Source organism: Bradyrhizobium sp. C9, assembly GCF_002532045.1.
Classification (GTDB): Bacteria; Pseudomonadota; Alphaproteobacteria; order Rhizobiales; family Xanthobacteraceae; genus Bradyrhizobium.
In genome coordinates this window covers 1-25,720 of record NZ_NWTG01000020.1, presented here as the reverse complement: position 1 = coordinate 25,720, position 25,720 = coordinate 1, and the positions used below count along the sequence as shown (strand labels likewise).

At 65.7% G+C, this 25,720-nt stretch carries 19 protein-coding genes and 1 pseudogene; 9 read left to right on the top strand and 11 right to left on the bottom strand.

All coding sequences use genetic code 11. From position 1 onward, the window contains the following. Positions 1–93 precede the first annotated feature (93 nt). A pseudogene (locus CO675_RS29650) lies at positions 94–1,330 on the top strand (ABC transporter substrate-binding protein). 181 nt (positions 1,331–1,511) lie between these two features. Here CO675_RS29650 and CO675_RS29645 read toward each other — a convergent pair. From CO675_RS29645 to CO675_RS29620, 6 genes are all read right to left on the bottom strand, one after another. Then, positions 1,512–2,822, bottom strand: coding sequence for an O-antigen ligase family protein (locus tag CO675_RS29645; protein ID WP_097675325.1), 1,311 nt, complete (start codon positions 2,820–2,822; stop codon positions 1,512–1,514). 7 nt (positions 2,823–2,829) lie between these two features. Beyond that, positions 2,830–4,245, bottom strand: a complete 1,416-nt coding sequence (locus CO675_RS29640; protein WP_198964793.1) for a glycosyltransferase family 4 protein — start codon at positions 4,243–4,245, stop codon at positions 2,830–2,832. Further along, the gene (locus CO675_RS29635) at positions 4,242–4,982 is read right to left on the bottom strand and encodes an ABC transporter ATP-binding protein (RefSeq protein ID WP_097675324.1); all 741 of its coding nucleotides are present in this window, start codon (positions 4,980–4,982) and stop codon (positions 4,242–4,244) included. Before CO675_RS29635 ends, CO675_RS29640 begins: the two co-directional genes overlap by 4 nt. Before the next feature lie 3 nt (positions 4,983–4,985). Beyond that, positions 4,986–6,926: a glycosyltransferase gene (locus tag CO675_RS29630; RefSeq protein ID WP_245452976.1), complete on the bottom strand. Its 1,941-nt coding sequence runs from the start codon at positions 6,924–6,926 to the stop codon at positions 4,986–4,988. A gap of 17 nt (positions 6,927–6,943) precedes the next feature. Then, positions 6,944–7,174, bottom strand: a complete 231-nt coding sequence (locus CO675_RS29625) for a hypothetical protein (protein ID WP_097675322.1) — start codon at positions 7,172–7,174, stop codon at positions 6,944–6,946. Positions 7,175–7,369: 195 nt separating this feature from the next. Next, complete coding sequence (locus tag CO675_RS29620) at positions 7,370–7,804, bottom strand: hypothetical protein (RefSeq protein ID WP_097675321.1); 435 nt, start codon at positions 7,802–7,804, stop codon at positions 7,370–7,372. Positions 7,805–7,954: 150 nt separating this feature from the next. On the opposite strand from CO675_RS29620, the gene CO675_RS29615 reads away from it, so the two are divergent. Both CO675_RS29615 and CO675_RS29610 read left to right on the top strand, forming a co-directional pair. After that, positions 7,955–8,830, top strand: coding sequence for a DUF6502 family protein (locus tag CO675_RS29615; protein WP_097675320.1), 876 nt, complete (start codon positions 7,955–7,957; stop codon positions 8,828–8,830). Continuing rightward, on the top strand, positions 8,827–10,080 hold the full coding sequence (locus CO675_RS29610) for a DUF5666 domain-containing protein (protein WP_097675319.1): 1,254 nt from the start codon (positions 8,827–8,829) through the stop codon (positions 10,078–10,080). Before CO675_RS29615 ends, CO675_RS29610 begins: the two co-directional genes overlap by 4 nt. Positions 10,081–10,150: 70 nt before the next feature. Here CO675_RS29610 and CO675_RS29605 read toward each other — a convergent pair whose 3' ends face one another. Both CO675_RS29605 and CO675_RS29600 read right to left on the bottom strand, forming a co-directional pair. Further along, positions 10,151–11,494 carry a M23 family metallopeptidase gene (locus CO675_RS29605; RefSeq protein ID WP_097675318.1) on the bottom strand — a complete coding sequence of 448 codons (1,344 nt, stop codon included), beginning with the start codon at positions 11,492–11,494 and terminating at the stop codon, positions 10,151–10,153. 99 nt (positions 11,495–11,593) lie between these two features. After that, positions 11,594–12,307 carry a peroxiredoxin gene (locus CO675_RS29600; RefSeq protein ID WP_198964792.1) on the bottom strand — a complete coding sequence of 238 codons (714 nt, stop codon included), beginning with the start codon at positions 12,305–12,307 and terminating at the stop codon, positions 11,594–11,596. Between the two features lie 213 nt (positions 12,308–12,520). Here CO675_RS29600 and CO675_RS29595 point away from each other — a divergent pair, with 213 nt between their 5' ends. Both CO675_RS29595 and CO675_RS41150 read left to right on the top strand, forming a co-directional pair. Next, on the top strand, positions 12,521–16,225 hold the full coding sequence (locus tag CO675_RS29595) for a YhdP family protein (protein ID WP_097675317.1): 3,705 nt from the start codon (positions 12,521–12,523) through the stop codon (positions 16,223–16,225). A gap of 983 nt (positions 16,226–17,208) precedes the next feature. Then, positions 17,209–18,201, top strand: a complete 993-nt coding sequence (locus CO675_RS41150) for a hypothetical protein (RefSeq protein ID WP_198964791.1) — start codon at positions 17,209–17,211, stop codon at positions 18,199–18,201. 84 nt (positions 18,202–18,285) lie between these two features. Here CO675_RS41150 and CO675_RS29585 read toward each other — a convergent pair whose 3' ends face one another. Then, positions 18,286–19,533, bottom strand: coding sequence for an MFS transporter (locus tag CO675_RS29585; protein WP_097675316.1), 1,248 nt, complete (start codon positions 19,531–19,533; stop codon positions 18,286–18,288). 56 nt (positions 19,534–19,589) lie between these two features. Continuing rightward, positions 19,590–20,843, bottom strand: coding sequence for a tyrosine--tRNA ligase (gene tyrS, locus CO675_RS29580; RefSeq protein ID WP_097675315.1), 1,254 nt, complete (start codon positions 20,841–20,843; stop codon positions 19,590–19,592). Between the two features lie 152 nt (positions 20,844–20,995). Between tyrS and CO675_RS29575 the strand changes: the two genes are divergently transcribed. From CO675_RS29575 to CO675_RS29565, 3 genes are all read left to right on the top strand, one after another. After that, entirely contained in the window at positions 20,996–22,099 is a 1,104-nt protein-coding gene (locus tag CO675_RS29575; protein WP_097675314.1) for an anhydro-N-acetylmuramic acid kinase, read from the top strand. 82 nt (positions 22,100–22,181) lie between these two features. Next, positions 22,182–22,859: a glutathione S-transferase family protein gene (locus CO675_RS29570; protein ID WP_097675313.1), complete on the top strand. Its 678-nt coding sequence runs from the start codon at positions 22,182–22,184 to the stop codon at positions 22,857–22,859. Between the two features lie 3 nt (positions 22,860–22,862). Continuing rightward, the gene (locus CO675_RS29565) at positions 22,863–23,192 is read left to right on the top strand and encodes a DMT family transporter (protein ID WP_097675312.1); all 330 of its coding nucleotides are present in this window, start codon (positions 22,863–22,865) and stop codon (positions 23,190–23,192) included. A 102-nt stretch (positions 23,193–23,294) separates the two neighbouring features. Here CO675_RS29565 and CO675_RS29560 read toward each other — a convergent pair whose 3' ends face one another. Beyond that, positions 23,295–23,942, bottom strand: coding sequence for an alpha/beta hydrolase (locus CO675_RS29560; protein WP_016843213.1), 648 nt, complete (start codon positions 23,940–23,942; stop codon positions 23,295–23,297). Positions 23,943–24,405: 463 nt separating this feature from the next. Here CO675_RS29560 and CO675_RS29555 point away from each other — a divergent pair, with 463 nt between their 5' ends. After that, on the top strand, positions 24,406–25,563 hold the full coding sequence (locus tag CO675_RS29555; RefSeq protein ID WP_097675311.1) for a cysteine desulfurase family protein: 1,158 nt from the start codon (positions 24,406–24,408) through the stop codon (positions 25,561–25,563). Positions 25,564–25,720 lie beyond the last annotated feature (157 nt).

The following is a 25,720-nucleotide window of genomic DNA, read 5'->3' as shown; positions in this document are numbered from 1 at the left end:
TTTCGCCCAACGGAAAAACCCAGCGCTTGCCAGCACATGCGTCTCTTGCGAGACTTGCCGCCAAAACCAACGACAAAAATCGGGGAGAAAACGATGCCGGCTCGTTCTGGATATATTGGCGCGATCGTGGCCTTCGCAAGTGCCGCATTGATCACGACCTCGGCGACAGCGCAGAAGAAATACGATCCCGGCGCAAGTGATGGCGAAATCAAGATCGGCAACATCATGCCGTATAGCGGCCCGGCGTCGTCCTACGGCGTGATCGGCAAGACCGAGGCCGCGTTCTTCAGGATGATCAACGAGCAGGGCGGCATCAATGGCCGCAAGATCACCTTCATCAGCTACGACGATGCCTATTCGCCGCCGAAGGCGATCGAGCAGGCGCGCAAGCTGGTCGAGAGCGACGAGGTGCTGCTGATCTTCCAGGCGCTCGGCACGCCGTCGAATTCGGCAATCATGAAATACATGAATGCCAAGAAGGTGCCGCAATTGTTCGTCGCCTCCGGCGGCACCAAATTCGGCGACCCCAAGAACTTTCCCTGGACGATGGGCTTTCAGCCCAACTACCAGAGCGAGGGGCGCATCTACGCGAAATACATTCGTGACAAATTCCCCGACAGCAAGATCGCAGTGTTCTGGCAGAATGACGACGCCGGCAAGGATCAATTCAAGGGCCTGAAGGACGGTCTCGGCGACAAGGCGGGCATGATCATCGCCGACAAGTCCTACGAGGTCTCAGATCCCTCGATCGATTCGCAGATCGTCGCGCTGCATCGATTCCGGCGCCGACATCTTCTTCTCCTGGGCGGCGCCGAAGGGATCGGCGCAGGCGATCCGCAAAGTGGGTGAGCTCGGCTGGAAGCCGAAGTTCTTCCTCGCCAACACCGCGACCTCGGTCGCCTCGGTGCTGAAGCCGGCAGGACTGGAATATTCCAAGGGCATCATCTCGACGGCCTATCTGAAGGACCCGACCGATCCGACCTGGGACAAGGATCCGCCCGTCATCAACTGGCGCGCCTTCATGGACAAGTATTATCCCGACGGCGACAAGGGCAACGCCAACAACCTCTACGGCTATGTGCAGGCCGAGGCCATGGTGCAGGTGCTGAAGCAATGCGGCGATAATCTCACGCGCGAGAACGTCATGAAGCAGGCCGCCAATTTGAAGAACTTCCACTCCGACCTGATGCTGCCGGGCATCATGGTCAACACCTCGCCTGACGACTACTACCCGATCGAGCAGATGCAGTTGATGCGATTCAACGGCGAAGCGTGGGAGCTGTTCGGCGACGTCATCACGGGTGAGGTCGGGCACGACGCGACAAGGTAGGCGGTTGCTGGGAGGCGCTGCTCGCGCCGCAACACCATCGTCGTCCCGGCGAAGGCCGGGACCCATACGCCGCGGCGGGTGTTGTGAACGGGACTCGTCATTCCAGCGTTGCGCGACGAGCAGCATCGGTGGTTATGGGTCCCGGCCTTCGCCGGGACGACGCTGAATCTGTTGCGCCGTACTAACGCGACGGCCCACCGCAAGCGTCCGTCAGGATCTTCTCCGGCCGGCGGGCGCGCAGCGCCATGCCGCCGGCGACGCCGACGCCGATGACGTACATCCAGCCCTCGTGAAAATCGGACAGATGCGAATTGAGCAGTGAGCTCGTGATGTTCTGCGCGACGATCGCGAGCCCGATCCAGCTCACGAGATCGCGGCCGGCGAACAGGCCGATGTGGCTGATCCACATCGCATACAGCAGCAGGATGCCGATGAGTCCCCACTGGATCGCGACATTGAAGGTCTGGTTGTGCGGGTTGTTGATCACCTCGGCTTCCAGGCCGGTTTTCCCGACTGCATCCAGCGTGAACATGTGTCTGATCGCGCCGGTGCCGTGCCCGATGAGCGGCGCCTCGGTGATGAATTTCACCGACTTCCGCCAATAGGTCAGGCGCTGCGCGGTAGAGGCGATGCCTGAGGTATCGTGCGCGCGATACTCGATGCGGACGTCGGCGATGCGTTGACGCAGGTAGGGGGACGTCGTCCACACCAGCAGGCTGGCCAGCGCGACCACGGCGAACAGCAGGCGCGTGGCGCGGCGGGACAGATGCAGCGAGGCGAACAGGACCAGCAACACCGGCATGGTGACCAGCGCGGTCCGCGCCGAGACGACGTAGAACATGTTGGCGACGAACAGCAGGATCAGCGCGAGGGCGCCGGCTGCGATGCGCCATTGCCGGGCCCGCAGCGCCGTCAACGCCGGCAGCATCAGCGCGAAGGCGCACAGCACGAATTCCTGGCTCTGGTCGAGGTAGTTTTTGACCGGTACGCCGTCGGAGGCGGTGTGCGCGAGCTTGAGCTGCGGCAGCGCCAGCACGATCCAGGACAGGATCATCAGCAACGTGCAGGACGTCAGGAAAGCTGAGAACACCCAGAGCCCGCGCTGCGAGCGCTGGAAGTAGCCGAGCAGGAACGGCAGCAGCAGCAGCTTGCCGAGCGGCTTGATGCCCTGCAGCCGCTCGGCCCAGTCGGTCTCCGACCATGCCACGCCGATCACGGCGAGCACGACCAGCGCGACCGGCAATGCAAAGGCCGGCTGCGCGAGGTCGAGAATGAACTGCTCCCAGTCGATGGCCGGGATCAGGGCGACGAGCCACAACAGCATGAAGACGGCGAGCGCCGTCGTCGACCATGGCAGCGAGGCGGCTGCCAGCACGATCAGGATGTCGGTCGTGTGGACATAGGCGATCGAGCTGGACCAGGTACTGACGCGGTCGCGCCAGCGCATTACGGGCTCGGCGACGTCGCCGAACGCGTGGGATTCGGTGGTCATGATGAGCCTACACGGTGGCGCCGTCGAATGCGGCGATCGCGGCAGGCAGCGCCGGCACGGCGGCCACGGCGTCCGCAACGACCGGATGGGACAGCAGGTCGCGCGCCTGGGTGTGGTGGCCGAAGCGCTCGGCGAGCTCGGCCCGCTGCGCGCGGATCTTGCTCCGCCATTGCTCCTGCTCAGCCAGGACCCGATTGACCGAGGCGCCGATCGCGTCGATCGAGAACGGGTCGAAATAATCGGCGAGCTCGCCCGCGACCTCACGGAACACGGCGATGTCGGAGCACAGCACCGGCGTGTTGACGGCCAGCGCCTCGATGATCGGGACGCCGAAGCCCTCGGCGAGGCTCGGCATGATCAGGCCGTGGGACTCGGCGATCAGGGCCGCCTTCTCGTGCTCCTCGACATAGCCGGAGAAGCGGACGTTGGGCGGTGCGTTGCGGGTCAGGCTGGGGTCCCCGGTGTAGCCGATCACGACGAGATCGGCCTGCGGCAATTTGCGGAAGGCGCGGATGACTGCGGCGAGGTTCTTGCGCGGCTCGGCGGAGACGATCACGACGAAGTACGGCCGTCCGCTCGGAGCACAAGCTGCCGGCAGCGCCTGTGCATCGAACCTGGTGCGGGGATAAACCACCCGCGCCGGCAGATGCGCGAACTGCGGCAGCAGGGCACGGAACCGGCCCAGGCTGTAATTCGAGACGAAGGCGAGCTCGTCGGCCTGCTGCAGGCTGGTGAACAGCCGCGACAGGAACAGCCGGGTCGCGACATCGCTGAGCTTGAGGTCGGTCAGCGGAAGCAGGTCATGCACGACGCAGATCACCTTGGCGCCGCGCTGGCGCTGAATCGCGACCCGCGTCGGCGTGTCGACGAGGATGACGTCGTAGTCGCGTGCGTCGATCCGCGGCGGCGGCAACCGCAGCAGCGCCGAGGTGTCCTGGTAGCTGTAGAATCCGGGCTCGAGCAGGAAGTCGCCGAACAGCTTGAGATGGCGCAAATCGGTCGGGATGTATTCGAGGCCGTCGGCATGGTTCTCGATCAGGCTGACGCCGGCCGGCAGCAAATGGACTGCGCGCAGGAAGCTGACCGCGAATTCCAGCGAGGTCGCGGCGCGCAGCTTGCCGCGGAACCAGTCGACGGTGCGGCGCAGACCGCCGCTGCTGCGCATCACAGGCGCATTCATGTCGGCCTCGTCGAGGAAACGATAGAGCGCGAGCAGCTCGATCAGGCGCGACCCGTCGGGCAGCAGCCTGGTGCGCTGCTGTCGCTGGCGCAGCTTGCGGTAGCGGCGCGTGGTCTCGACCAGCAAGGTCAGCTCGTGGCCGTCGCCGGCCAGCGAGCGGATCAGTTCGCGCGTGAAATGGAAGATTCCGCGCTTGTGGTTGGGTTCGCCGAGCGCCTCGCTGACGACCAGGATCTTTGTCATGCGCTGATTTCTCTGAGCTCGAGGTGATGCGGGACGGGCGGATCCAGCGCAACGGTGCTGGTGATGCGGCCGTGATCGAGATTGATGATGCGGTTGCAGGTCCGGCGCAGCAGCCCCTGGTCGTGCGAGGCGATGATCACGATCGCCGCGGCCTCGACCATCTTGCGCAGCCGTTGCTCGGCCTTGGCCGAGAAATTCTCGTCGACCACGCTGAGCCATTCGTCGAGCAGCAGGATGTCGGCGGGAAAGGCGGTCGCGGTCGCGAACAGCACGCGCATCAGCATGCCCGACGAGAACATGCGCAGCGGCAGCCGCTGCATGCGTTCCTCCAGTTCCGTGAACGCCCAGATCTCGTCCAGGATCGCCGGCGTCGGCTTGCGACCGGAGATCCGCAGCAACAGGTTGATATTGTCGGCGGCGACGAAATCGAGATTGACGCCGGCGCCGAGGCCGAGCAGCGGCACGATGTTGCCGGAAATCCGGACCTCGCCGCTGGTTGCCGGAAACACGCCGGCGATCAGCCGCAGCAAAGTGGACTTGCCGGAACCGTTCGGCCCGGCGAGGCCGATGCGGGCGCCGGCCTTCGCTTCGATCGAGATGTTGTCGACCGCGCGGATGGTGCGCATCTCGCTGGTCTGGCGGAACAGGCGGCCGAGCAGGCGGCGCTTCAGCGAAAAGTCGTAGGCGCCGTACAGCGGATAATCGAGGCAGACGTCGCGGAGGTCGATGCTTGCCATGTGCTAGATCCAGAACGCCGCTTTGCGCAATTGGGCGACCGTCACGGTCGCGGCGACCGCGAGCGCGGCAAGGCAGGCCAGCACATAGATCACGCTCGTCGTCGCGACATGGCCCGATGCCAGCGGGTCGCGCCAGACCGCGAACAGGTGCGTCAGCGGATTGAGCCGCATCACCGTGGAGCCGCGATCGATCATCTCAGGCGTCCAGATGATCGGCGAGGCCAGGAAGGCCAGCGTCAGCGAGGACTCGATGATCGGCTTGATGTCGCGGTAGCGCGTCGCCAGCGCGCCGAGCACGAGACTGATGCCGAGCGCTGAGATGACGAACAGGACGAGGCCGGGCAGGGCGGCGATCACACCGCCGACATCCCGTGGCGTCAGCACGAGCCACAGGATCAGCGGCACGACCGCATTGTGGGCCGCGAACAGCGCCTGGCGGAAGGTACATTGCAGCAGGAAGATCACCGGCGGCAATGCGCGATCCTTGATCAGGCTGGCCGAGCCTTGCAGCGCGGTGGTGGCGTCGAGCACGACGCTGTTGAGGAAGGTCCAGGCGGTGAGGCTCGCCGCCAGCATCGGCAGCCGCGCCACCGCGCTGGCGTTGGAGAGATGGCCGATGACCGAGCCGAGCACGGCCACCATGATCGCCATCTGGATCGACATCCAGAAGGGTCCAAGGAGGGAGCGGACGTAGCGATGGCGGACGTCTGACCAGGCCAGCGCTGCCGCGATCTGGATCGCGCCGACGAGACCGGCCGTTCGGGGGCGCGGGGCTGGGGCTAGTGACCCTGCGTCCTTTGCGGCGGCCTCTTCGGTCACAACCTTGCGGTACACCGTCTCCACTCCCTCCTTGAAGGCTGATGTCGAGTATCTCGTGATCGCGCGATGCCGCGCGGCCTGGCCCATGCGGCGCCGCCGCTCGGGATCGTTGATCAGCGTCTCGATGGCGTCGGCGAGGGCGGTTGGATCGCCGGGCGGCACCGTGATGGCCTCGAGGCCGTCGCGAGCGACGTGCGGAACGCCGGTGTCGAGCGCGGTGTTGACGATCGGACGGCTCGCCGCCATCGCCTCGAGCTGGACCAGCCCGAAGGTCTCCGCATTGGTCACCGACGGCATCACGAAGACGTCGGCGATGCGCATCAGCTTGACGCGCTCGCTCTCGGACACCGAGCCGAGCAGGCGGACGCGGTCCTGCAAGCCGTAGTCGCGGATCAGCTGCTCGAGATGGTCGCGCTCGCGGCCCTCGCCGACGATCCAGACCTCGAAATTGCGTGCGTGGGCGGCGCGCACCAGCACGTCAAAACCCTTGTAGGGCACCAGCCGGCCGCAGGCGAGGACGAGGCGGCCGCGGGCGTTGATGTCGTCGGCCTGCGCGGCGGGCCGGTCATATTTCTCGACATCGACGCCGAACGGAACGGCGTGGCACTTGTCGGAGAACTCCTGCAGCAGCGGCGTGGTTTCGATCAGCACCGGATCGGAGACGATGATCGCGGCGGCGTGCCGCAAGGTCCGCCGCATCATCGGCTCGACCAGGAAGCGCAAGGCCGCGTGCGAGACGATGTCGGCGTGCCAGTGCACCACCAGCGGACGCGCGCGGCCGAGCCCGAATGCGAACACCAGGTCGGCGAGCGGGAAGGGTGCATGCAGCGCCAGCAGATCGTGCTCGGCGATGCGGCGCCACAGCCGCCACGGATAGGTCGGCGCCGCCGGCAGCGACAGCACGTCGCCGAACGAGTGCACGCGCTCGACCGCAACGTCATTGACCACGATCTGCCGCTCGCCGCCTGCGCGCGAACAGACCAGCACGGCGGCGTCGAACGTGTCCTTCAGGGAGGCGCAGATGTCGCGGATCACGGTCAGCGTGCCGCCGAACAGGTCGGGATAGTAGACCTTGAAGATGTGCAGCACCGACGGACGCCGGGCCGGCGCGTTCAGACCAATCATGGGCGGCTCGATCCGGATCATGCGACGAACAGGGCGACGACGAACGGCAGCGCCAGCGCTGCGGCGAACACCAGCGAGCGCAGCAGCGCCGGAAATACCGGCTCGATCGGGCCGCATGGCGCCTGCGGGGCGAAACAGAAGGCCGCCTGCGGCGTGAATCGGAGTGTGGTGGCGGCGAACCGACCGGGTTCGCGAGACGAACCGGGTTCGGAAGACGAACCGGGTTCGTGGGCCGAACGAAGAGACATTGCGTCGGATTCCCTGCTGAATGGATTCTGGATACGTGGGAAAATTTCACACGTCAATGGAGCCGGACTAAAATGTGGGATTATGTCCCACGTATGGCGGTGGATAACTTTTTTTGACAGGAGGCATCGGGGGCATGCCGGCGCGATCGCGCCGTGACGGCGCGAGGCGAACAGGTCTGGCGTGCTAGCGAGGTGTCAGGCCGGCGCGGCGGTGCTGCCGGCTGCGGATGGCTGCAACTGGCGTCGGATGGCGGGGATGTCGAAGTGGATCCGCTCGGGCAGCATCGCGGCCGCGGGCCGCTGCAGATCCTGCTCGATGACGACGCGCTTGCCGCCATCCGATGTCAGCGCGATCGAGATCGAGTTCGCGCGCGGCTCGGCGGTGAGACCAGCATGCGCGCGGCTGGCATATTCGCCGGCGCGCAAGCCGCCGAAGCCGAACGCGAGCAGGCGGCCATAGATGTACAGCGCGAGCAGATCGGTTTCATTGAAGCGGCGCGGTGAGCCGGGCGCCACGCCCGGCAGGCAGGGATAGCCGCCCGCCATCACCGTCGACACGAACTCCTCGTAGGGAACCTGGGCGATCCGGCAGGCTTCCGCGATCGCAAGGTCGAATCGGGCAGGCGTCATGGAGCGATCCGTAGGGATATCGGCGCCCGCAGGCCGCGCCGTGTCCGGAGGTTACTTTTGTTTCCCATAAGTGGGAAAATATCACACGTCAAGTAAGGTGGGCAAAACGGTGGGATTGTGTCCCACGCGGCGGACGGCTAAAAGTTAGGCATGAATGCCAAGTCCCCGAAGTCGAAGCTGGGATCGCCTGCGCCGATCGCCGCCGCGAAGCTGCACGCGCCGCTGGCGCGGATGCTGCGCCCGCTGGTGCGGCTTTGCGTCCGCGGCGGCATGACATTTCCAGCGCTGACCCAGCTGCTGCGCGAGCTCTATGTCAACGTCGCCGAGCACGACTTCGCACTCGAGGGCAAGGAGCAGACCGACAGCCGCGTCAGCCTGCTGACCGGCATTCACCGCAAGGAGGTTGCGCGGCTGCGCGGCGCGGGCGCGCCGGTCAATGCGGTGCCGGCGACATTGTCGCGCACCAGTGCGATCATCGCGCGCTGGCTGGCTGCGCCCGAATTCACCGATGCCAAGGGCGATCCGCTGCCGTTGCCGCGCACTGCCGATGGCGGCGCGCCGTCGTTCGAGACCTTGGTCGAATCGATCACCAAGGACGTGCGGCCGCGTGCGGTGCTCGACGAATGGCTCGACCGCAAGCTCGTCACCGTCAATGACGACGACGAGATCATGCTGGTCGAGGAGGCCTTCGTCCCGCATGGCGACGACGATCGCAAATGGCATTATCTCGGCCGTAACCTGCACGACCATGTCGCGGCCGCCGAGATGAACGTGTCGTCGGCGACACCGCGCTTCCTCGAACGCGCGGTGCATTACGACGGGCTGTCGGCCAAGCTGGCGAAACGGCTCGAGGGCCGTTCGCGCGAGCTGGCGATGGAGGCGCTGAAGGTCGCCAACCGCGAGGCCAACCGCGCCTTGGCGAAGGACAAGGGCGGCGACTACCGCTGGAATTTCGGCATCTACATCTATCGCGAGGGCCCCGACGGCCCGGTCGATGACGATGCCGATGAAGGCGGTGCGGCATGAAAGGCCCGACTGTCATTTCCCGCCGCGCGCTGCTGATCGGCTTCTGGTTCGCCGGAACCTCGCTCGCGGGCGCGCAGGTCAAGAAGCGCGGCAACGATCAGGGCATCGGCGGCACCGGGATCACTGGCTCCGACCAGGGCATCGGCGGCACCGGCATCGTCGGCGTGATCCAGCGGTTCGGCTCGATCTATGTCAACGGCGAGCGCGTCGCTTATGCGGCCGACGTACCGGTCCGGATTGACGGCGAGGCGGCGAACGCGAAAGCGCTGCGGATCGGCCAGCTCGCGCGCGTGGTGGCGGAGCGCGATGCCGGCGGCACACTGTCGACAAAGCGGATCGATGTGGCGAGCGAAGTGACCGGGCCGGTCGAGCAGATGAAATCGGGCGAGCTGACGGTGCTCGGCCAGAAGGTCGCCTGGAGCGGCCGCGACAGCTGGTTGAAGGTCGGCGCGCATGTCGCCGTGTTCGGGCTGCGCCGCACCGACGGTGTCGTCGTCGCAAGTCTGGTGCAGGAGCGTCATGACGCCGCGATGCGCGTCGCGGGACCGCTCGAGCGCGACCGCGCAGGTAGCTTGCGGATCGGCGAGCTCAAGCTCAGCGGCGTCGATGCGGCGCTGGTCGGTCAGCGCGTGCAGGCCGAAGGCCATGTCGCGCAGGACGTGATGCAGGTCTCGCGCAGCCGCGCCGACGACTTCTCCGATCTCACCGGCGCGAAGCGGCTGTTGATCGAGGCCTATGTGCGGCGGGTCGGCAATGACCTGCAGCTCGGCTCCGGCTTCGTCGCGCGCGATCACTCGCGCTTTTCGCCGGCCGCCGATACGCGCGTGGTCGTCAATGCGCAACTGTCGGGGACGCGCGAACTGCGCGTCGAGTCGGTGCAATCGGTCACGAGATTCCCGGGCTCGTCGGTGAAGAGCCCCGGCACGCCGGGCCGCGGCTCCGGCGGCGGTGGCTCCGGACCGGGACATGGTTCCGGACCGGGCGGGCGCGGCGCCCCTGGTGGTGGCGGCCCCGGTGGTAGCGGCCCGGGTGGCAGCCCTGGCGGGCCGCCCGGCGGCGGGCCGCCAGGTGGTGGCGGTCCTGCGCCAGATCCCCTGAATGGCGGAACCACCGGCCCGGGTCCGGGCGGCTTCGGCTCGCCCGGCGGACCATTCGGCCCTGGTGGTGGCGGCGGTGGCCCATTCGGGCCCGGCGGCGGATTCGGTGGTGGCGGGCCGCCCGGCGGCATGGGCGGCGGTGGCCGCCGCTGATCCGGCAAAACAAAACCGGCGCAGGCTTGGCCAGCGCCGGTTTCAGAACATGCGGTGCGATTCGAAAGCTTTAGCCCGCGCTGAGCCGGACGCCGGCGCGGAGGAATTTCTGCGGATCGACCGCTTCGCCGTCGATGCGGGTCTCATAGTGCAGATGCGGACCGGTGGAGCGGCCGGTCGAGCCGACGGCGCCGATCACCTGGCCGATCTTGACGTACTCACCGACCTTGACGCCGATCTCGGACAGATGGCCGTAGCGGGTCGAGAGGCCATTGCCGTGATCGACCTCGACCATGCGGCCGTAGCCGCCGGCCCAGCCCGCCGACACCACCTTGCCGTTGGCGGTGACCCGTACGGGATCGCCCTGCGCAGCGCGGAAGTCGAGCCCGGTGTGCATCGCCGGACGACCGAGGAACGGATCGGAGCGCACGCCGAAGCCACTGGTGAACTCGACCTCGCCGACGACAGGCTTGCGGTATGGCACCAGCGCCAGCGTCTGATTCAAGCGCTGCATCTGCGCGCGGTTGATGTTGATGCGGTAGAGCTGGCGCTCGAACGCGCCGGCGTCGGGCGCGAGCTTCACCGGAACATAGGGGCCGCCCATGCCGGAGCGCGGCGTCGCAGCTTCGAGCTGCGCCATGTTGAGGCCGAGATCGGAGATCACGCCGCGCATCCGACGCACCCGCGATTCGATGCCGTCCTCGACCGAGGAGAGCGCGGCGACCTGGCGCCGCTCGACCTGATCGAGCGAGGTCTGCAGGCGGACCAGGACGTTGTCGACGCCCTGGGCCTTGGCGAACTGGTTCGGTTGCGCCTTGGCGATCAGCGGCGCGCGCGATTCCAGCCGCGCCTCGCGATCCGGCGGTGCAACGAAGATCACGGTGTCGCTGATCGGGGAGGGCTTGGGCGTGCCGGATGACGGCGCGGCGTCGGCGCGGCCCTGCGGCTTCATCGATCCGGTGGTCGCAACATCAGGCATCGCGCCGAGCGCGGTGGCGCGTGATTCCAGCGCCGACTGCCGCTTCATGATCTGGTCGAGCTTCTGGTCGAACTGCTCCTGATCGAGCAGCTGGCGGCTGGTGGTGCGGTCGACCTTGGCGCGCAGCTCCGAGATGCGGTCCTCATAGGCGTATTGCATCTCGGCCTGGCGCGCGATCAGCCGGGTCAGGACGTCGTCACGGAACGCGAAATAGGTCGCAGTCGCCGCCGACCACATCCCGAGCAGGACCACGGTGCCGACCGCGATCCAGAACACCACAGGCCCGAACCGGACCTGCTTGCCGGCATGGACCAGCGTATAGCCTTCGCCGGAGGCCGCCACCGCTGCCTGTTGAGCGACCGGACGGCGCGCCGGCGTCCGGCCATGGTCCTGAGGATGATGGTGTTTCTGGTGATGACCGGACCGGCTCGACATCGGTACTCCCGCGGCCGGTCGGACCAAGCTCCGTACGGCTAATTTGCGGGGGCGATTTGAGCTCGCCATGGTTAATTTTCAGGAAACGGAACCTCTCCATCAGAGCGATCGGGCGGCCTCCAATACCGCTTCGGCGTGGCCGTCGACCTTCACATGGCGCCAGATGCGGGCGACTTTTCCACTGGAATCGACCAGAACCGTGGTGCGAATAATTCCCATGAAGGTCCTGCCATACATGGATTTTTCGCCCCAGGCGCCATACGCCTCCAGCATCTGATGGGCAGGGTCCGAGGCCAGCGGCACGGACAGCTGGTGTTTGTTTCGAAATGACTCCTGCGCCTTAACCGTATCGGCGGAAATGCCGACCACTTCGGCCCCTGAAGCCGCGAACGCGTTCTTGAGCCGGGTGAAGTCGATCGCCTCGCGCGTGCAGCCGGGGGTGTCGGCGCGGGGATAGAAGAACAGCACCAGCTTCTTGCCGGCAAAATCCCTCAGCGAAACGCTGCCTCCGCCGTCGCGCGGCAGGTCGAAGTCAGGCGCCGCGGCGCCCTCCGTGAGTGTGACGGCGGACGGCTTGGTCACGCTCGCGGCCGCCTTCGGCTTTAACGGTTTCGATGCGGCCTTGTGCGAGGCTTTGCCTTGAACACCCGCTGCGCTCTTGGTCTTTGCGGTTTTGGCAGCGGCCTTCTTCGCAACCGTCGTGCGGGTTTTCATCGCGGACTTCCCAGTGCTTGCGCTTGCGGCGCGCGCAACCTTTGTTGCGACCCGCTTTCCGGTTGTGTTGGAGGATTTCTTGCGCGTTTTCTTGGACATACGCCTTCCTTTCGTCGCTTTCCGAAGATCAACCATTGCGGTATTGCGGGTCTTATTCGCAGCGGCCGCTGGGCAAGTTTGATGGCCACGGAGTATGGTGACAAGGAATTCGACGCGTTACCCGTCCGCTTGCTGAATTGGCTTTCGATTGGTTGGTTTGGTCCGTTCCGGGGGCCATCGGCGAGTAACATGATTAGGCGAGGATAGGCGGCGATGCCGGCAAGGGAGCGCTCGATAACAGTCGACGGGCGCCCCGATGGCGGTAATCAGCTTCGCCGTCAGCACCGAGAGGCAATGGCAAGGAACACGTCGCCGCAAGGTCCAAATTCGCGCGCCGGGACTGACTTCTCGCAATGGGAAGACGATGGCGCGTGGGACGAGCAGGATGAGGCGGCGGGCAACCGTGCGCGGCAATTGCTGGCGCGTTCCAACACCAACTTGCATCGTTTCACCGACTTCTGCTCCGGCATGCAGCGCTGGCTGAACGGCGAACGCTGGATCCGTCGCATCGGACTGGTCCTCGTGGTGCTGGTCGTGCTGTTCGCGACCTGCTTCGGCGCATTGTGGTGGCGGCTCGGCGCCGGTCCAATCAATCTCGATTTGGCGACGCCATGGCTTGCCGCGGCGATCGAGGAGAACATCGGCCACGGCAACACCGTCGAGGTCGGGGGAACGCAGATCGAGCGCGCCGGCCGCGTCAGGATCGCGGTGCGCATCCGTGACATCATCGTCCGCGACCGCGACCATGCGGTCGTTGCGAGCGCGCCGAAAGCCGAAGTGCGCTTGTCCGGAACGGCATTGCTGATGGGCCAGTTGCGGGCGGAGAGCCTCAATCTGGTCGATGCGGAACTGTCGGTGCGCATCACGCCCGACGGCAATGTCACCGTGTCGGCCGGCGATACCGCAAAACCGCTCGCCACCGGCGTTGCATCCAAGCGGGACGCGGGGCTGCCGCCGACATTCCCGCGGCCGCCAACCGCTGCACCGCCGCCGCCGGTTGCCTTGCCTCCGGTGGCCTCCGGGCCTGCGGCGGCCGCACCCGATTCGGCCCAGAGCGGGCTGCTCGCCGGCCTCGACTGGCTCGACAGCCTCAGCATGACCGGCCTCGACGGCCAGAACCTCAACGAGATCGGCCTGAAGAACGGCAATCTCGTCGTCGACGACCAGCAGCGCGGCAACAAATGGAGTTTTGAGAATATCAGCCTGAGCCTGCGGCGCCCGAGCGGCGGCGGCGTTGCGCTCAGCTTCGGCGAGGACGGGGCAAAGCCCTGGTCGGTCCGCGTCCTGGTTGGACCGCAGCAGAACGGCGTGCGCTCGGTCGACATCAAGGCCGACAAGGTCTCCACCCGCAACATCCTGCTCGCGATGCGGACCAAGGATCTCACCTACACCGCCGACCTGCCGCTGTCGGGCGAGATGAAGGGCGAGCTCGGCCGCGACGGCCTGCCGACCTATTTCCGCGGCAAGCTCAATGTCGGCGCCGGCAACATCATCGACACCGACACGCCCGATTATCCGATGCCGGTCGATTCGGCCGAGATGAGCGTCGAGTGGGATTCAGGGCGGCGGGTGCTGCTGGCACCGATCAAGATCGTCTCGGGCGCCAACCGCATCACGCTGCTCGGCCATCTCGAGCCGCCGAACGACAATGTCACCGACTGGCAGGCGGGCCTGTCCGGCGGCACCATCGTGCTCGCCGGCGCCGACAAGGACGAACCGCCGCTGATCTTCAATCGCATCAACATCGGCTTCCGGTTCGACACCGAGAAGAAGCGGGTGCTGCTGACCCAGGCCGATATCAGCAATGGCGAGATCGGCGTCGCCGGCACCGGCAGCATCGACTATTCGGGCGAGCCGCGGTTGCAGCTCGGCTTCGCCGGCACGCCGATGTCGGCCTCCGCCCTGAAGCGGATGTGGCCGATCATCATCGTTCCCGAGGTGCGCGAATGGGTGCTCGAGCGGATCGACCGCGGCACGCTCCAGCGCATCGATGTCGGCGTCAACTCGCCGGTGCATAATCTGTCGCGCAAGGGACCGCCGATCCCGGATGACGGCCTCTCGGTCAACATCGTCGCTTCGGGCGTCACGGTGCGTCCGGTGGACAAGATGCCCGCGGTGCATGATGCGGATCTGAAGGCCAGGGTGACCGGCCGCACCGCGACCGTGACCATCAACCAGGGCATTGCCGATACGCCGGCCGGCCGCAAGATCACGCTGTCGGATTTCAGCTTCGAGGTGCCGGACATGGCGCCGAAGCCGTCGCCGTCGAAGGTCAAGTTCCGGGTCGACTGTCCGGTGCCGGCCGCCGCCGAGATCCTCGCATCCGACCGGCTCAGCGATCTCTCCGGTCCGCCGATCGATCCCAACGCCAGCAAGGGCAACGTCACGGCCACGATCAATCTCGGCATGCCGGTGACAGGCGGGCTGACCAAGGCCGACACGCAATATTCCGTTACGGCCGATATCTCCGGCGTCGCCGTCGACAAGCTGGTGATGAACCAGAAGCTCGAGGCCAACACGCTGAAGGTGATCGCGAGCAACGCCGGCTTCCAGGTCAAGGGCGACGTCAAGATCAACGGGCAGGCGGCCTCGCTCGACTACCGCAAGCCGGCCGACGGCGATGCCGACGTCAAGCTGCAGGCAACGCTCGACGACGCGAGCCGCGCACGGCTCGGGCTTGATCTCGGCCCCGCGGTGTCCGGCGCGATCCCGATCAAGCTGAGCGGCAAGATCGGCAGCGGCGACAATCCCACCACCAAGATGGGCGTCGAGGCCGATCTGACTCAGCTCAAGCTCGACAACATCCTGCCCGGATGGGTCAAGGCGCAGGGCAGGGGCGGCAAGGCGACCTTCAACGTGGTGCCGAAGGGGCAGTCGACGCGGTTTGAGGATATCTCGATCGAAGGCAGCGGCGTCTCGATCAAGGGCGCGCTCGAGGTCGACCAGAACGGCGACCTGATGAATGCGAACTTCCCGACCTATGCGCCGTCGGACGGCGACAAGACCTCGCTGCGAGCCGATCGCGGTCCCGACGGCGTGATCAAGGTGACGATGCGCGGCGACGTGTTCGATGGCCGCGGCTTCCTGAAATCGGCGATCTCCGGCCGCGACAGCGATCCCAAGAGCAAGACCAAGACCACCGATTTCGACGTCGATCTGAAGCTCGGCGCGGTGGCCGGGTTCAACGGCGAGGCGCTGCGCGGCGTCGATGCCAAGATCTCGCGCCGCAACGGGTTCTTCAAGGCGTTCACGCTGAGCGGCAGGGTCGGCCGCGACACCCCCGTCAGCGTCGACATGCGCGGCCGCCAGCAGGGCCGCGAGGTGATCTATCTGCAGACCGGCGACGCCGGCGCGTTCCTGCGCTTCATCGACACCTATTCGAAGGTCGTCGGCGGCCAACTCACGCTGGCGATGGAGCCGCCGATCCCCGAGCCGAGCCCGAGGGAAGGACTCATCAACATCACCGGCTTCTCGGTGAAGGGCGAAACCCAGCTCGACCGCGCGGTCGCCGGCGGACCGGTCAGCACCCAGAACGGCATCGGGTTCGACGCGTTGCGCGCCGAGTTCACGCGCCAGAGCGGCCAGCTGTCGATCCGCAACGGCGTGGTCAAGGGACCGAGCATCGGCGCCACCATCGAAGGCAGCATCGACTATGTCGGCAACCAGGTGCGGATGAACGGTACCTTCATTCCGATGTACGGCTTGAACAACATGTTCGGCCAGATCCCGTTCTTCGGGATTTTCCTCGGCGCCGGCAGCAATGAAGGTCTGATCGGCGTGACCTATGAAGTGGTCGGCACGCCCAGCCAGCCGGTGCTGCGCGTCAACCCGATCTCGGCGCTGGCGCCCGGCCTGACGCGCAAGATCTTCGAGTTCAAGCAGTACGGCCCGAACGATCTGCCGACCACGAACAATTAGCCCGTCGGCCGATTCACTCTGCGGCCGCCGAAGCCCGGACGAGATTGCCGGGCACGACGACTGAATCATGCATCGTGACGAGCGTGACGCCGCAGTGGACATGCGGTCGATTGTCGCACGCCCGTAACAGTCCGCCCGCAGATTGCGCGCGCCGGCCGTCGACATGGCGCGCGGCTTCCTGCCCCTCGTTTTCTGAGAAAATCTTACATTGGGAGAAAAGCAATGATCGCCAAAGGATTGCGCCCGCCTGTGGGGCTTCCGCTGTCTCGGCCGGTTTTTGCGTTGACGCTGCTCGCCTCCACGGCGCTCGCCAGCAGTCTTGCGCACGCCGACGGCGACGACGTTCATTTCCGGCCGGGTCATCTGTTGTTGAGCCGCGCGGTGTTCGTCAACAACGCCGTCACCATCACGCCCGGCGTGACACAATTGCCGCCGAACTGCGTGTCGCCCAATTGCGTGACCGCCACGGCTGACGGCACCTATCCGACGGTGTTCAACAACGATGGCGTCGACGGCTCGTTCGGCCTGACTGCGAAGATCCTGCTCGACGAACTGCGTCTCGACGGCAGGCATGTGCAGTCGCTCGAGGTGCCGAACAGCACCCAGCGCGGCATCTCCCAGAACAAGGACCAGTTGGTCACCAGCTTCTCGTCGAAATCCGAGCTGGCGCTCAATCTGTCGCTGGATCATCGCAGCGTGACCTTCATGGGTTATCTCGCTCCGATCGGCACCATCGACGTGTCGAACTCCAATACGCCCGACGTCATCGATCCGACCAATCCGGTGCCCGGCACCTATTATCGTCTGGTCGCTAAGGTCGACGAGAACGGTCGCTTCCACTTCACCAAGGTGAATGGCTATAGCGGCAACAACGGCCGCGCTGCGGTGTTCAACGATCGGCACGGCGCCGGTGTGTTCTACACTGCGGGCAACGCGGGCAATGGCGGCAACCCGCAGCCTGCGGGGTCATCACGGGTGCCGGCATGCAGATCGCGAGAGAGGCCGACACGCCGCTCGCTCGCCAGGCGGATCCGGGCGGACCTTTCCCGCTCGGCAGCTTCAACATCACCGAACTCGGCCAGAAGGCCGACAAGATCGGCAAGGACACCAATTTCCGCGGCCTTACCGTGTTCAACAACGTGATCTACACGACCAAAGGCAGCGGCGGTAACGGCATCAACACCGTGTACTTCATCGACACCACCGGCAACGCCGCCAACGGCAGCCCGAAGGCGTGCCCGAACGGCGTCGGCCTGCCGGCTCCGTCTGCGACGCTGCCGACGACGCAAATCTTCTACGATGGTTCGAAATTGGCGACGCAGGGCGTCGCGCCGTACAACATGTGCGTGCTGAGCGGCTTCCCGACGGCGCTCAAGGGCACGACCTCGTTCCCGTTCGGCATTTGGTTCGCCGACGCGAACACACTTTATGTCGCCGACGAAGGCAACGGCACCGCGACATTCGATCCGGCATCGAACAGCTATACTGCTGCCAAGGCACAGACATCAGCCGGATTGCAGAAGTGGGTGTTCGATAGCACCGCCGGCGCGTGGAAGCAGGTCTACACCATGCAGGCGGGACTTGGCCTCGGCGTGCCCTACACGGTGCAGGGCTATCCGACCGGCAACAACGCCGCAACCGGCAAGCCGTGGTCGCCGGCCACCGACGGCCTGCGCAACATCACCGGCCGGGTCAATCGCGACGGCAGCGTGTCGATCTGGGCGATCACCTCCACGGTGAGCGGCAGTGGCGACCAGGGCGCCGACCCGAACAAGCTCGTGATGATCACGGACAAGCTTTCCGCAACCACGCTGCCGGCCGGCGAGCGCTTCGTCACGCTGCGGACCGCGAACTCCGGCGAAGCGCTGCGCGGCGTGTCGTTCACGCCGGGCACCGGCGATGGCCGGGAAGAAGCCCATGACCGCGGCTCCTGCGGCCGCGACCACCGCGGCGACGATTGCCGCGATATCGACTGAGCGAAAGACGTCGTAGCCTTCGGCCTCTCCCCCATGTGCCTGCGGGGAGGGGCTGTCGACCAGCCGAGTTCATGAGCATTCGGTTCAGCGCCGCAGCGCCGGCACCACCAGGAACGGGATCAGGCCGAGCACCACGTTGACGAGCGCGAAGGCGATCAGCGGATTGTAGCTATGGGTCCAGTCATGGATCAGGCCGCCGCCCCAGGAGCCGAGCGCCGAGCCGAGACCGCTGCCGATCATGATCGTGCCGTAGATCGTGCCGACGCGCTCGCCGCGGAAGATTTTCAGCGCGGTCGCGGTGATCAGCGGGCCGCGCGAGCCGATCATGCTGCCGAAGCAGACGACGAAACCAGTCAGCAGCCAGTAGTTCGGATACCACTGCAACAGCCAGAGCAGGATGATGCCGAGGATCGAGACGCCGTAGCTGAACAGCACCGAGGGGCGGCGGCCGATGATGCCGTCCAGCGTGGATACGCCGAGCATGCCGACGAACAACGCGACACCGGAGAACCCCCAGGCGGTCGCCGCCTGCAGCGGCGGGAAGCCGACATCGATCAGGTAGGCGACGATCTGCGCCGTCAACGCATACATCGCAATCGCAGTGAAGAAGAAGGTCGAGAATAGTGCCCAGAAGGCATGGTGGCGCATCGCGCGGAGCAGCGTCCAGCCTTCTTCGGCGAGGCCGGCTTGCGCCTTCCTGACGATGTGCGGCGATCCGCCGGCGAGCAGCCGCCACGGCAGGAAGACCAGCGGAACGAGCAGGCCAAGCGCACCGATGCCGAACACCTGATAGGCCTCGCGCCAACCGATCCGGTCGATCAGCACCTGCGACAGCGGCAGCAGCAGCAGCAGGCCGGCGCCGGTCGCCGAATACATCACGGCCATCGCCGTCGGCAGTCGCGGCCCGAACCAGCGCCCGAGCAGGATCGAGTTCGAGACGTTGCCGATCAGCGCGGTGCCGAAGCCGACGCAGAGGCCGACGCTGAGCTGGAATTGCCAGAGCGCTTGCGCGCGTGAGGCGACCAGGAAGGCGCAACCGAGCAGCGACAGTCCGAGCGCATAGACCACGCGCGGACCCGAGCGATCGAACAGGCGTCCGACCAGGGGCGCGGTGAGGCCGCTGGCGAGCCAGGTCAGCGAATAGACCGACACGACGGAGGCGCGATCCCAGCCGAAATTTTCCGAGATCGGTTTGAGGAACACTGTGAAGCTGTCGCTGAGACCGCGCCCGAGCACCGACAGCACGAAGCAGAGCGCGAGCACGTTCAGGGCGACGCGCGACTGTTTCGCCGGCGTTGCAAGCGTGTCGTTCGGAGGCGTGGTCTGATCCATCGGAGAGGAGGGAGCGCGCTTTGGGCGCTCCCCACAACCGACAAATACGAATGCGCCTATGCAGGCTTCAGCAGGACGTGGCGCTTCTTGCCGAGCGATAGTTTGACCACGCCTTCCGGCGTCAGATTGGCTGGCGTCAGCAGCATCTTCTCGTCGGTGACGGCAGCGTCGTTGACGCGCAGGCCGCCGCCCTTGATCTGCCGGCGCGCTTCGCCGTTGGACGCGACGAGCTCGGCCTTGACGAAGGCGGCGAGCACGCCGACGCCGGCTTCCAATTCGCCGCGCGGAATTTCCACTGTCGGCAGGGTTTCGGCCAGCGCACCTTCCTCGAAGGTGCGGCGGGCGGTTTCGGCGGCCTCATTGGCCGCGTCGCGACCGTGGAGCAGGGCGGTTGCCTCGGTCGCCAGCACCTTCTTGGCTTCGTTGATCTCGCTGCCACCAAGCGCTGCCAGCTTGTTGATCTCGCTCATCGGCAGGATCGTGAACAGCTTGAGGAATTTGACGACGTCGGCATCCTCGACGTTGCGCCAGTACTGCCAGAAGTCATACGGCGAGAACTGGTCGGCGTTGAGCCACACCGCGCCCTTGGCGGTCTTGCCCATCTTGTCGCCGGAGGCGGTGGTCAGCAGCGGCGTGGTCAGCGCGAACAGCTGCGGCGAGCCCATGCGGCGGCCGAGATCGACGCCGTTGACGATGTTGCCCCACTGGTCGGAGCCACCCATCTGCAGCCGGCAGCCGGCGCGGCGCGACAATTCGACGAAGTCGTAGGCCTGGCAGACCATGTAGTTGAATTCGATGAAGCTCATCTCCTGCTCGCGCTCGAGGCGGAGCCGCACCGAGTCCATCGTGAGCATGCGGTTGACCGAGAAGTGCCGGCCGATATCGCGCAGCATCTCGATCCAATTCAGCTTCGTCAGCCATTCGGCGTTGTCGAGCATGATGGCGTCGGAAGGCCCATCGCCGTAGCGCAGCACCTTGGCGAACACGCCGCGGATGCTCGCCTTGTTGGATTCAATCTCCGCGACGGTGCGCATCGCGCGCGTCTCATCCTTGCCGGAGGGGTCGCCGACCATCGTGGTACCGCCGCCCATCAACGTTATCGGCTTGTTGCCGCTCTGTTGCAGCCAGTACAGCATCATCATAGTGAGGAAGTTGCCGATGTGCAGCGACGGCGCGGTGCAGTCGTAGCCGACATAGGCGGTCGCTTCGCCCTTCGCGGCAAGCGCGTCGAGGCCCTCGAAATCGGAGCACTGGTGGACGAAGCCGCGTTCCTGTAAAGTGTTCAGGAAATCCGATTTAAATGCAGTCATTTGTCGGCGAGCCAGATCATTCTTGTTTTACGGTTTTTGCATCTATTTGCGGAACCTTGACGCTTGAGGCTGCCGCAGGCGGACGCGCAGTGGCATTATAGGATGTACTTGTTTGAGACAAGCCGGGGGTTCCCGGCTGGGGCGCTTCTACAATGATGTTAACGGCACTCGGTCTGATGAGCGGCACCTCGCTCGACGGGGTCGACGTGGCACTGATCGAGACCGACGGCCGCCAGATCAAGGCCTTCGGGCCGACGGGCTATCGCCCCTATACCGACAGCGAGCGGAACTTGCTGCGCCATGCGCTGACCGAGGCCGTTCATCTGACGCGGCGCGATGCCCGGCCGGGGATCTTGCGGCAGGCCGAGCAGGCCGTCACGTCAGCTCATGCCCAGGCGGTCGCCAGCTTCACGGCGCAGACCCGGATCTCCGCCCAGGACATCGACATCGTCGGGTTCCATGGCCAGACCGTGCTGCATCGCCCCGAGCGGAAGCTAACGGTGCAGATCGGCGATGCCCTGGCGCTCGCTAGGGCGATCCACATTCCGGTGATGCATGATTTCCGTTCCGCCGACGTCGAGGCCGGCGGGCAGGGTGCGCCGCTCGTGCCGGTCTACCATCGCGCGCTGGTGCAATCGCTGAACCGCGAGGGGCCGACCGTCGTGGTCAATATCGGCGGCGTCTCCAACATCACCTATATCGATGGAACCGACACGCTGATCGCCTGCGACACCGGGCCCGGCAACGCGCTGCTCGACGACTTCATGTTCCGCCAGATGCATCAGCCGTTCGACACCGGCGGCAAGTTCGCCGCGCTGGGCAAACCCGACGAGGCCTGGATCGCGCAGGCCCTGAGACTGCCGTTCTTCTCAGCTCCGCCGCCGAAATCGCTCGACCGCAACGACTTTGCCGGCCTCAAGCTCGGTGCCGTCGCGCCGGCCGATGGCGCCGCGACATTGACCGCATTCACGGCGGCGGCGATCGCCCGCGTGGTGCCGCTGCTGCCGAAGCTGCCGAAAGGCTGGATCATCTGCGGCGGCGGCGCCTCCAACCTCACCATGCTGCGGATGCTGCGCGAGCGCCTGGCGCCGGCGACCGTCGAGCCCGCCGAGGCGCTCGGCTGGGCGGCGGACGCGATCGAGGCGCAAGCCTTCGGCTTCCTTGCCGCGCGCGGCATGAAGGGGCTGCCGCTGAGCTACCCCGCCACCACGGGGGTGCCGATCCCGATGACCGGGGGCATCATCGCGCGACCGTGATTTAGATGCAAATGCATCTACCTTGACAGTTCCATGCCGCTGTATTTAATTCGATGCAGTTGCATTGAACGCGAGGTTCGTCATGGCCGCCCTGAAGCTGATCAGCCACAAGCTCTGTCCCTATGTGCAACGCGCGGTGATCGCGCTGCATGAGAAGGGCGTGCCGTTCGAGCGGATCGACATCGATCTCGCCAACAAGCCGGACTGGTTCCTGAAGATCTCGCCGCTCGGCAAGGTGCCGGTGCTGGTGGTGACCGGCGACGACGGCAAGGAGGTCGCGCTGTTCGAGAGCAACGTGATCTGCGAATACATCGAGGAGACGCAGGGCGGCGCGAAGTTGCATCCGCAGGATGCGCTCACCCGCGCCGAGCATCGCGCCTGGATGGAGTTCGGCTCGGCCATTCTCGGCGATCTCTGGGGGCTTGAGACCGCGACCGATGCCGCGATCTTCGAGAACAAGCGGCAGGCTGTCACCGCAAAGTTCGCGCGCGTCGAGGCCGCGCTCGGCGCAGGTCCGTTCTTCGCGGGAGAGAAGTTCAGCCTGGTGGATGCGGTGTTCGCGCCGGTCTTCCGCTACTTCGATCTGTTCGACCAACTGACCGATCTGGCAGTTTTCACCCACACGCCAAAACTTCGCGCCTGGCGCAGTGCGCTGGCGCAGCGGCCGAGCGCGCGCAGCGCCGTTTCGCCTGAATATCCCGCGCTGCTGCACGCGTTCCTGGTCGGCCACCGCGCGCATATGCTGAAGCTTGCCGCGTAAGCCATGTCGCACTCCATTGCCTGGTTCGCGCTGGTCGTCGCCGGTCTGCTCGACGTCGGCTGGGCGATCTCGATGAAATATGCCGAAGGTTATACGCGCCTCGGCTGGACGCTGGTCTCGCTGGCGCTGCTCGCCGCGTTCGTGTTCCTGCTCGGGCGCGCGTTGCAGGTGCTCGGCGTCGGCGTCGCCTACACGGTATGGACCGGCATCGGCGCGGTCGGCACGCTGACCATGGGCGTGCTGCTGTTCAACGAAGCCTTGAATCCGATGAAGGTCGCCGGGATCGCGCTGGTGCTGGTCGGCATCGCCGCGCTGAAATTCGCGCCGGAATAAATCCGTCGAGACCGTAGCCCGGATGAGCGAAGCGATATCCGGGATCTACGCCGTTGCGACCCGCATGTTGCTTCGCTCACGCGGGCTACAAGGTCCGCAGCCTCACCGCACGTTGGCGAGGCGCATGTCGAGATAGCCGGTCACCGTCTCCATCAGCGGCTCGAGCTTGCCGTCGAAGAAATGGTTGGCGCCGGGAATGACCTGCTGGTCGATCACGATGCCCTTCTGCGTCTTCAGCTTCTCGACCAGCGTGTTGACGTCCTTGGGCGGTACCACGGCATCCTTGTCGCCGTGCACGATCAGGCCCGACGACGGGCAGGGCGCGAGGAACGAGAAGTCGTAGAGATTGGCGGGCGGCGCGATCGAGATGAAGCCCTCGACCTCCGGCCGGCGCATCAGGAGCTGCATGCCGATCCATGCGCCGAACGAGAAGCCCGCGACCCAGCAGGCGCGCGCCTCCGGATTGATCGCCTGCGCCCAGTCGAGCGCGCTCGCCGCATCCGACAACTCGCCGGTGCCGTGATCGAACGAGCCCTGGCTGCGGCCGACGCCACGGAAGTTGAAGCGCAGCACCGAGAAGCCGCGATGCGCGAACGCGTAGTAGCACTGATAGACGATCTGGTGGTTCATCGTGCCGTGGAACTGCGGATGCGGATGCAGGATCATCGCAATCGGCGCGTTCTTCTGCTTGGCCGGGTGGTAGCGGCCTTCGAGACGGCCAGCAGGGCCGGTGAAAATGACTTCAGGCATTGTGTTCCCTTGATTGACGCGTTCCCTTGATTGACGTCGATCAATCAACCGGTTGGAGCCATCTTCGGCGACGGGCGCGAGCAGAGCGGCTCATGATGAAATCGGGCGCAGGCGCCGCCGGGCGGCACGCTGGAGGGCCTTCTAGCATGACGCAAGGGGCAAAAATCAAGGAAATTGTGCCGCTTGGCAGAGGCCAATCCGCTCCGTGACGCGCGCGCCGCCGGCGCGTCGGCGGCGATCCGGATCAGTACGTCGAATTGCTCGTTGGCTACCTGAAGTTTTGCTTTGTCATATTGCTATCGCGCTTGGCACGCAGGCGAATGTCTTGCCTGGCAACACGGCGGGACGTCCGGCGAGCATGAAAAATCTCGGGCATCGGTGACTCTGATCTGGTCTCGCTGCCCGACTGTCGTTATGTCGCAATGGAGGGCCGCAACCACGGTGGTTGCCGCGGACAAGCTCGATGGCCGATCGCGTCTATCTCGACTGGAATGCCACCACGCCGCTTCGCCAGGAGGCGAAGGCGGCGATGGATGCGGCGTGGGAATTGAGCGGCAACCCGTCCTCGGTGCACAGCGAGGGACGCCGCGCGCGCCGGCTGGTCGAGGATGCCCGCAATGTGGTGGCCAAGGCGGTCGGCGGCCGGCCGCAGGACGCCGTGTTTCTCTCCGGCGGAACCGAAGCCAATGCGCTCGCATTGACGCCGGGATTGCGCCGCGCTGCGGGTGCGCCGGTCGGGCGGCTCCTGGTGTCCGCGATCGAGCATGCGTCCGTGCTCGCGGGCGGGCGGTTCGCGCGTGAGGCGATCTCCGCGATCAATGTCACGCGCACCGGGGTGATCGATCTCGATCATCTGCGTGCGCTGCTGGCTGACGGTACGCCTGCTCTGGTCTCGGTGATGCTGGCGAACAACGAGACCGGCGCCATCCAGCCGGTGGCCGACGTCGCCGAGATCGTTCACGCGGCGGGTGGTCTGCTGCATGTCGATGCGATCCAGGCGTTCGGGAAGATCCCGTTCGATCTCGCCTCGACGGGAGCCGACCTCGTGACGCTGTCGGCGCACAAGATCGGCGGACCGAAGGGCGCCGGGGCACTGGTGCTTGCCGAAGGCATTGAAGGATTGGAGGCGTTCCTGCGCGGCGGCGGACAGGAGCTCGGGCGGAGGGCAGGGACCGAGAACGTCGCGGGGATTGCAGGCTTTGGTGCGGCCGCGAAGGCCGCGATGGCGGCGCTGAAGGCCGACGCTGCCCGCGTCAGGGGGCTGCGCGACCGGCTTGAGCATGGGCTCCGCCAGACGCCGGACATGGTGATCTTCTCCGATGAGGTGAAGCGGTTGCCCAATACCGTTCTGTTCACGGCACCCGGCATGAAGGCCGAGACGGCGGTCATCGGATTCGACCTGGCCGGGGTCGCGGTGTCCTCGGGTTCCGCCTGCTCGTCGGGCAAGGTCCAGCCGTCTCACGTGTTGGAGGCAATGGGATACCGTTCGGAGGTGTCCCAGGGAGCGGTGCGGCTCAGTCTTGGCTGGTCTACCACGGAGACAGACGTGGATTTCACCCTCAAGGCTTGGCGAAAGCTCGCCGATACCCTAGTTAAGGGGGAACGACGAAACACAGCTTGAACTGTTCTAAGCCAGTGATTTCGTGTTCAAAGCATCGTAAGCGATTTTTCTGAACTTGAGATCCACCGCGGTCCTTGAAACCGCGAGCGGAGGATTGAATGCCTGCTGTACAAGAGACGGTCGAGCGCGTCCGGCGCATCGACGTCGACCAGTATCG

What these genes read in the sequence shown, in the direction of transcription:
- CO675_RS29565 (WP_097675312.1), top strand. Translation starts at nt 22,863, where the DNA reads ATGTCGCACTCCATTGCCTGGTTCGCGCTGGTCGTCGCCGGTCTGCTC.
- CO675_RS29620 (WP_097675321.1), bottom strand. Translation starts at nt 7,804, where the DNA reads ATGACGCCTGCCCGATTCGACCTTGCGATCGCGGAAGCCTGCCGGATC.
- CO675_RS29555 (WP_097675311.1), top strand. Translation starts at nt 24,406, where the DNA reads ATGGCCGATCGCGTCTATCTCGACTGGAATGCCACCACGCCGCTTCGC.
- CO675_RS29585 (WP_097675316.1), bottom strand. Translation starts at nt 19,533, where the DNA reads ATGGATCAGACCACGCCTCCGAACGACACGCTTGCAACGCCGGCGAAA.
- CO675_RS41150 (WP_198964791.1), top strand. Translation starts at nt 17,209, where the DNA reads ATGCAGATCGCGAGAGAGGCCGACACGCCGCTCGCTCGCCAGGCGGAT.
- CO675_RS29600 (WP_198964792.1), bottom strand. Translation starts at nt 12,307, where the DNA reads ATGTCCAAGAAAACGCGCAAGAAATCCTCCAACACAACCGGAAAGCGG.
- tyrS (WP_097675315.1), bottom strand. Translation starts at nt 20,843, where the DNA reads ATGACTGCATTTAAATCGGATTTCCTGAACACTTTACAGGAACGCGGC.
- CO675_RS29640 (WP_198964793.1), bottom strand. Translation starts at nt 4,245, where the DNA reads ATGACAAAGATCCTGGTCGTCAGCGAGGCGCTCGGCGAACCCAACCAC.
- CO675_RS29645 (WP_097675325.1), bottom strand. Translation starts at nt 2,822, where the DNA reads ATGACCACCGAATCCCACGCGTTCGGCGACGTCGCCGAGCCCGTAATG.
- CO675_RS29575 (WP_097675314.1), top strand. Translation starts at nt 20,996, where the DNA reads ATGATGTTAACGGCACTCGGTCTGATGAGCGGCACCTCGCTCGACGGG.
- CO675_RS29610 (WP_097675319.1), top strand. Translation starts at nt 8,827, where the DNA reads ATGAAAGGCCCGACTGTCATTTCCCGCCGCGCGCTGCTGATCGGCTTC.
- CO675_RS29605 (WP_097675318.1), bottom strand. Translation starts at nt 11,494, where the DNA reads ATGTCGAGCCGGTCCGGTCATCACCAGAAACACCATCATCCTCAGGAC.
- CO675_RS29570 (WP_097675313.1), top strand. Translation starts at nt 22,182, where the DNA reads ATGGCCGCCCTGAAGCTGATCAGCCACAAGCTCTGTCCCTATGTGCAA.
- CO675_RS29635 (WP_097675324.1), bottom strand. Translation starts at nt 4,982, where the DNA reads ATGGCAAGCATCGACCTCCGCGACGTCTGCCTCGATTATCCGCTGTAC.
- CO675_RS29630 (WP_245452976.1), bottom strand. Translation starts at nt 6,926, where the DNA reads ATGATTGGTCTGAACGCGCCGGCCCGGCGTCCGTCGGTGCTGCACATC.
- CO675_RS29625 (WP_097675322.1), bottom strand. Translation starts at nt 7,174, where the DNA reads ATGTCTCTTCGTTCGGCCCACGAACCCGGTTCGTCTTCCGAACCCGGT.
- CO675_RS29595 (WP_097675317.1), top strand. Translation starts at nt 12,521, where the DNA reads ATGCCGGCAAGGGAGCGCTCGATAACAGTCGACGGGCGCCCCGATGGC.
- CO675_RS29560 (WP_016843213.1), bottom strand. Translation starts at nt 23,942, where the DNA reads ATGCCTGAAGTCATTTTCACCGGCCCTGCTGGCCGTCTCGAAGGCCGC.
- CO675_RS29615 (WP_097675320.1), top strand. Translation starts at nt 7,955, where the DNA reads ATGAATGCCAAGTCCCCGAAGTCGAAGCTGGGATCGCCTGCGCCGATC.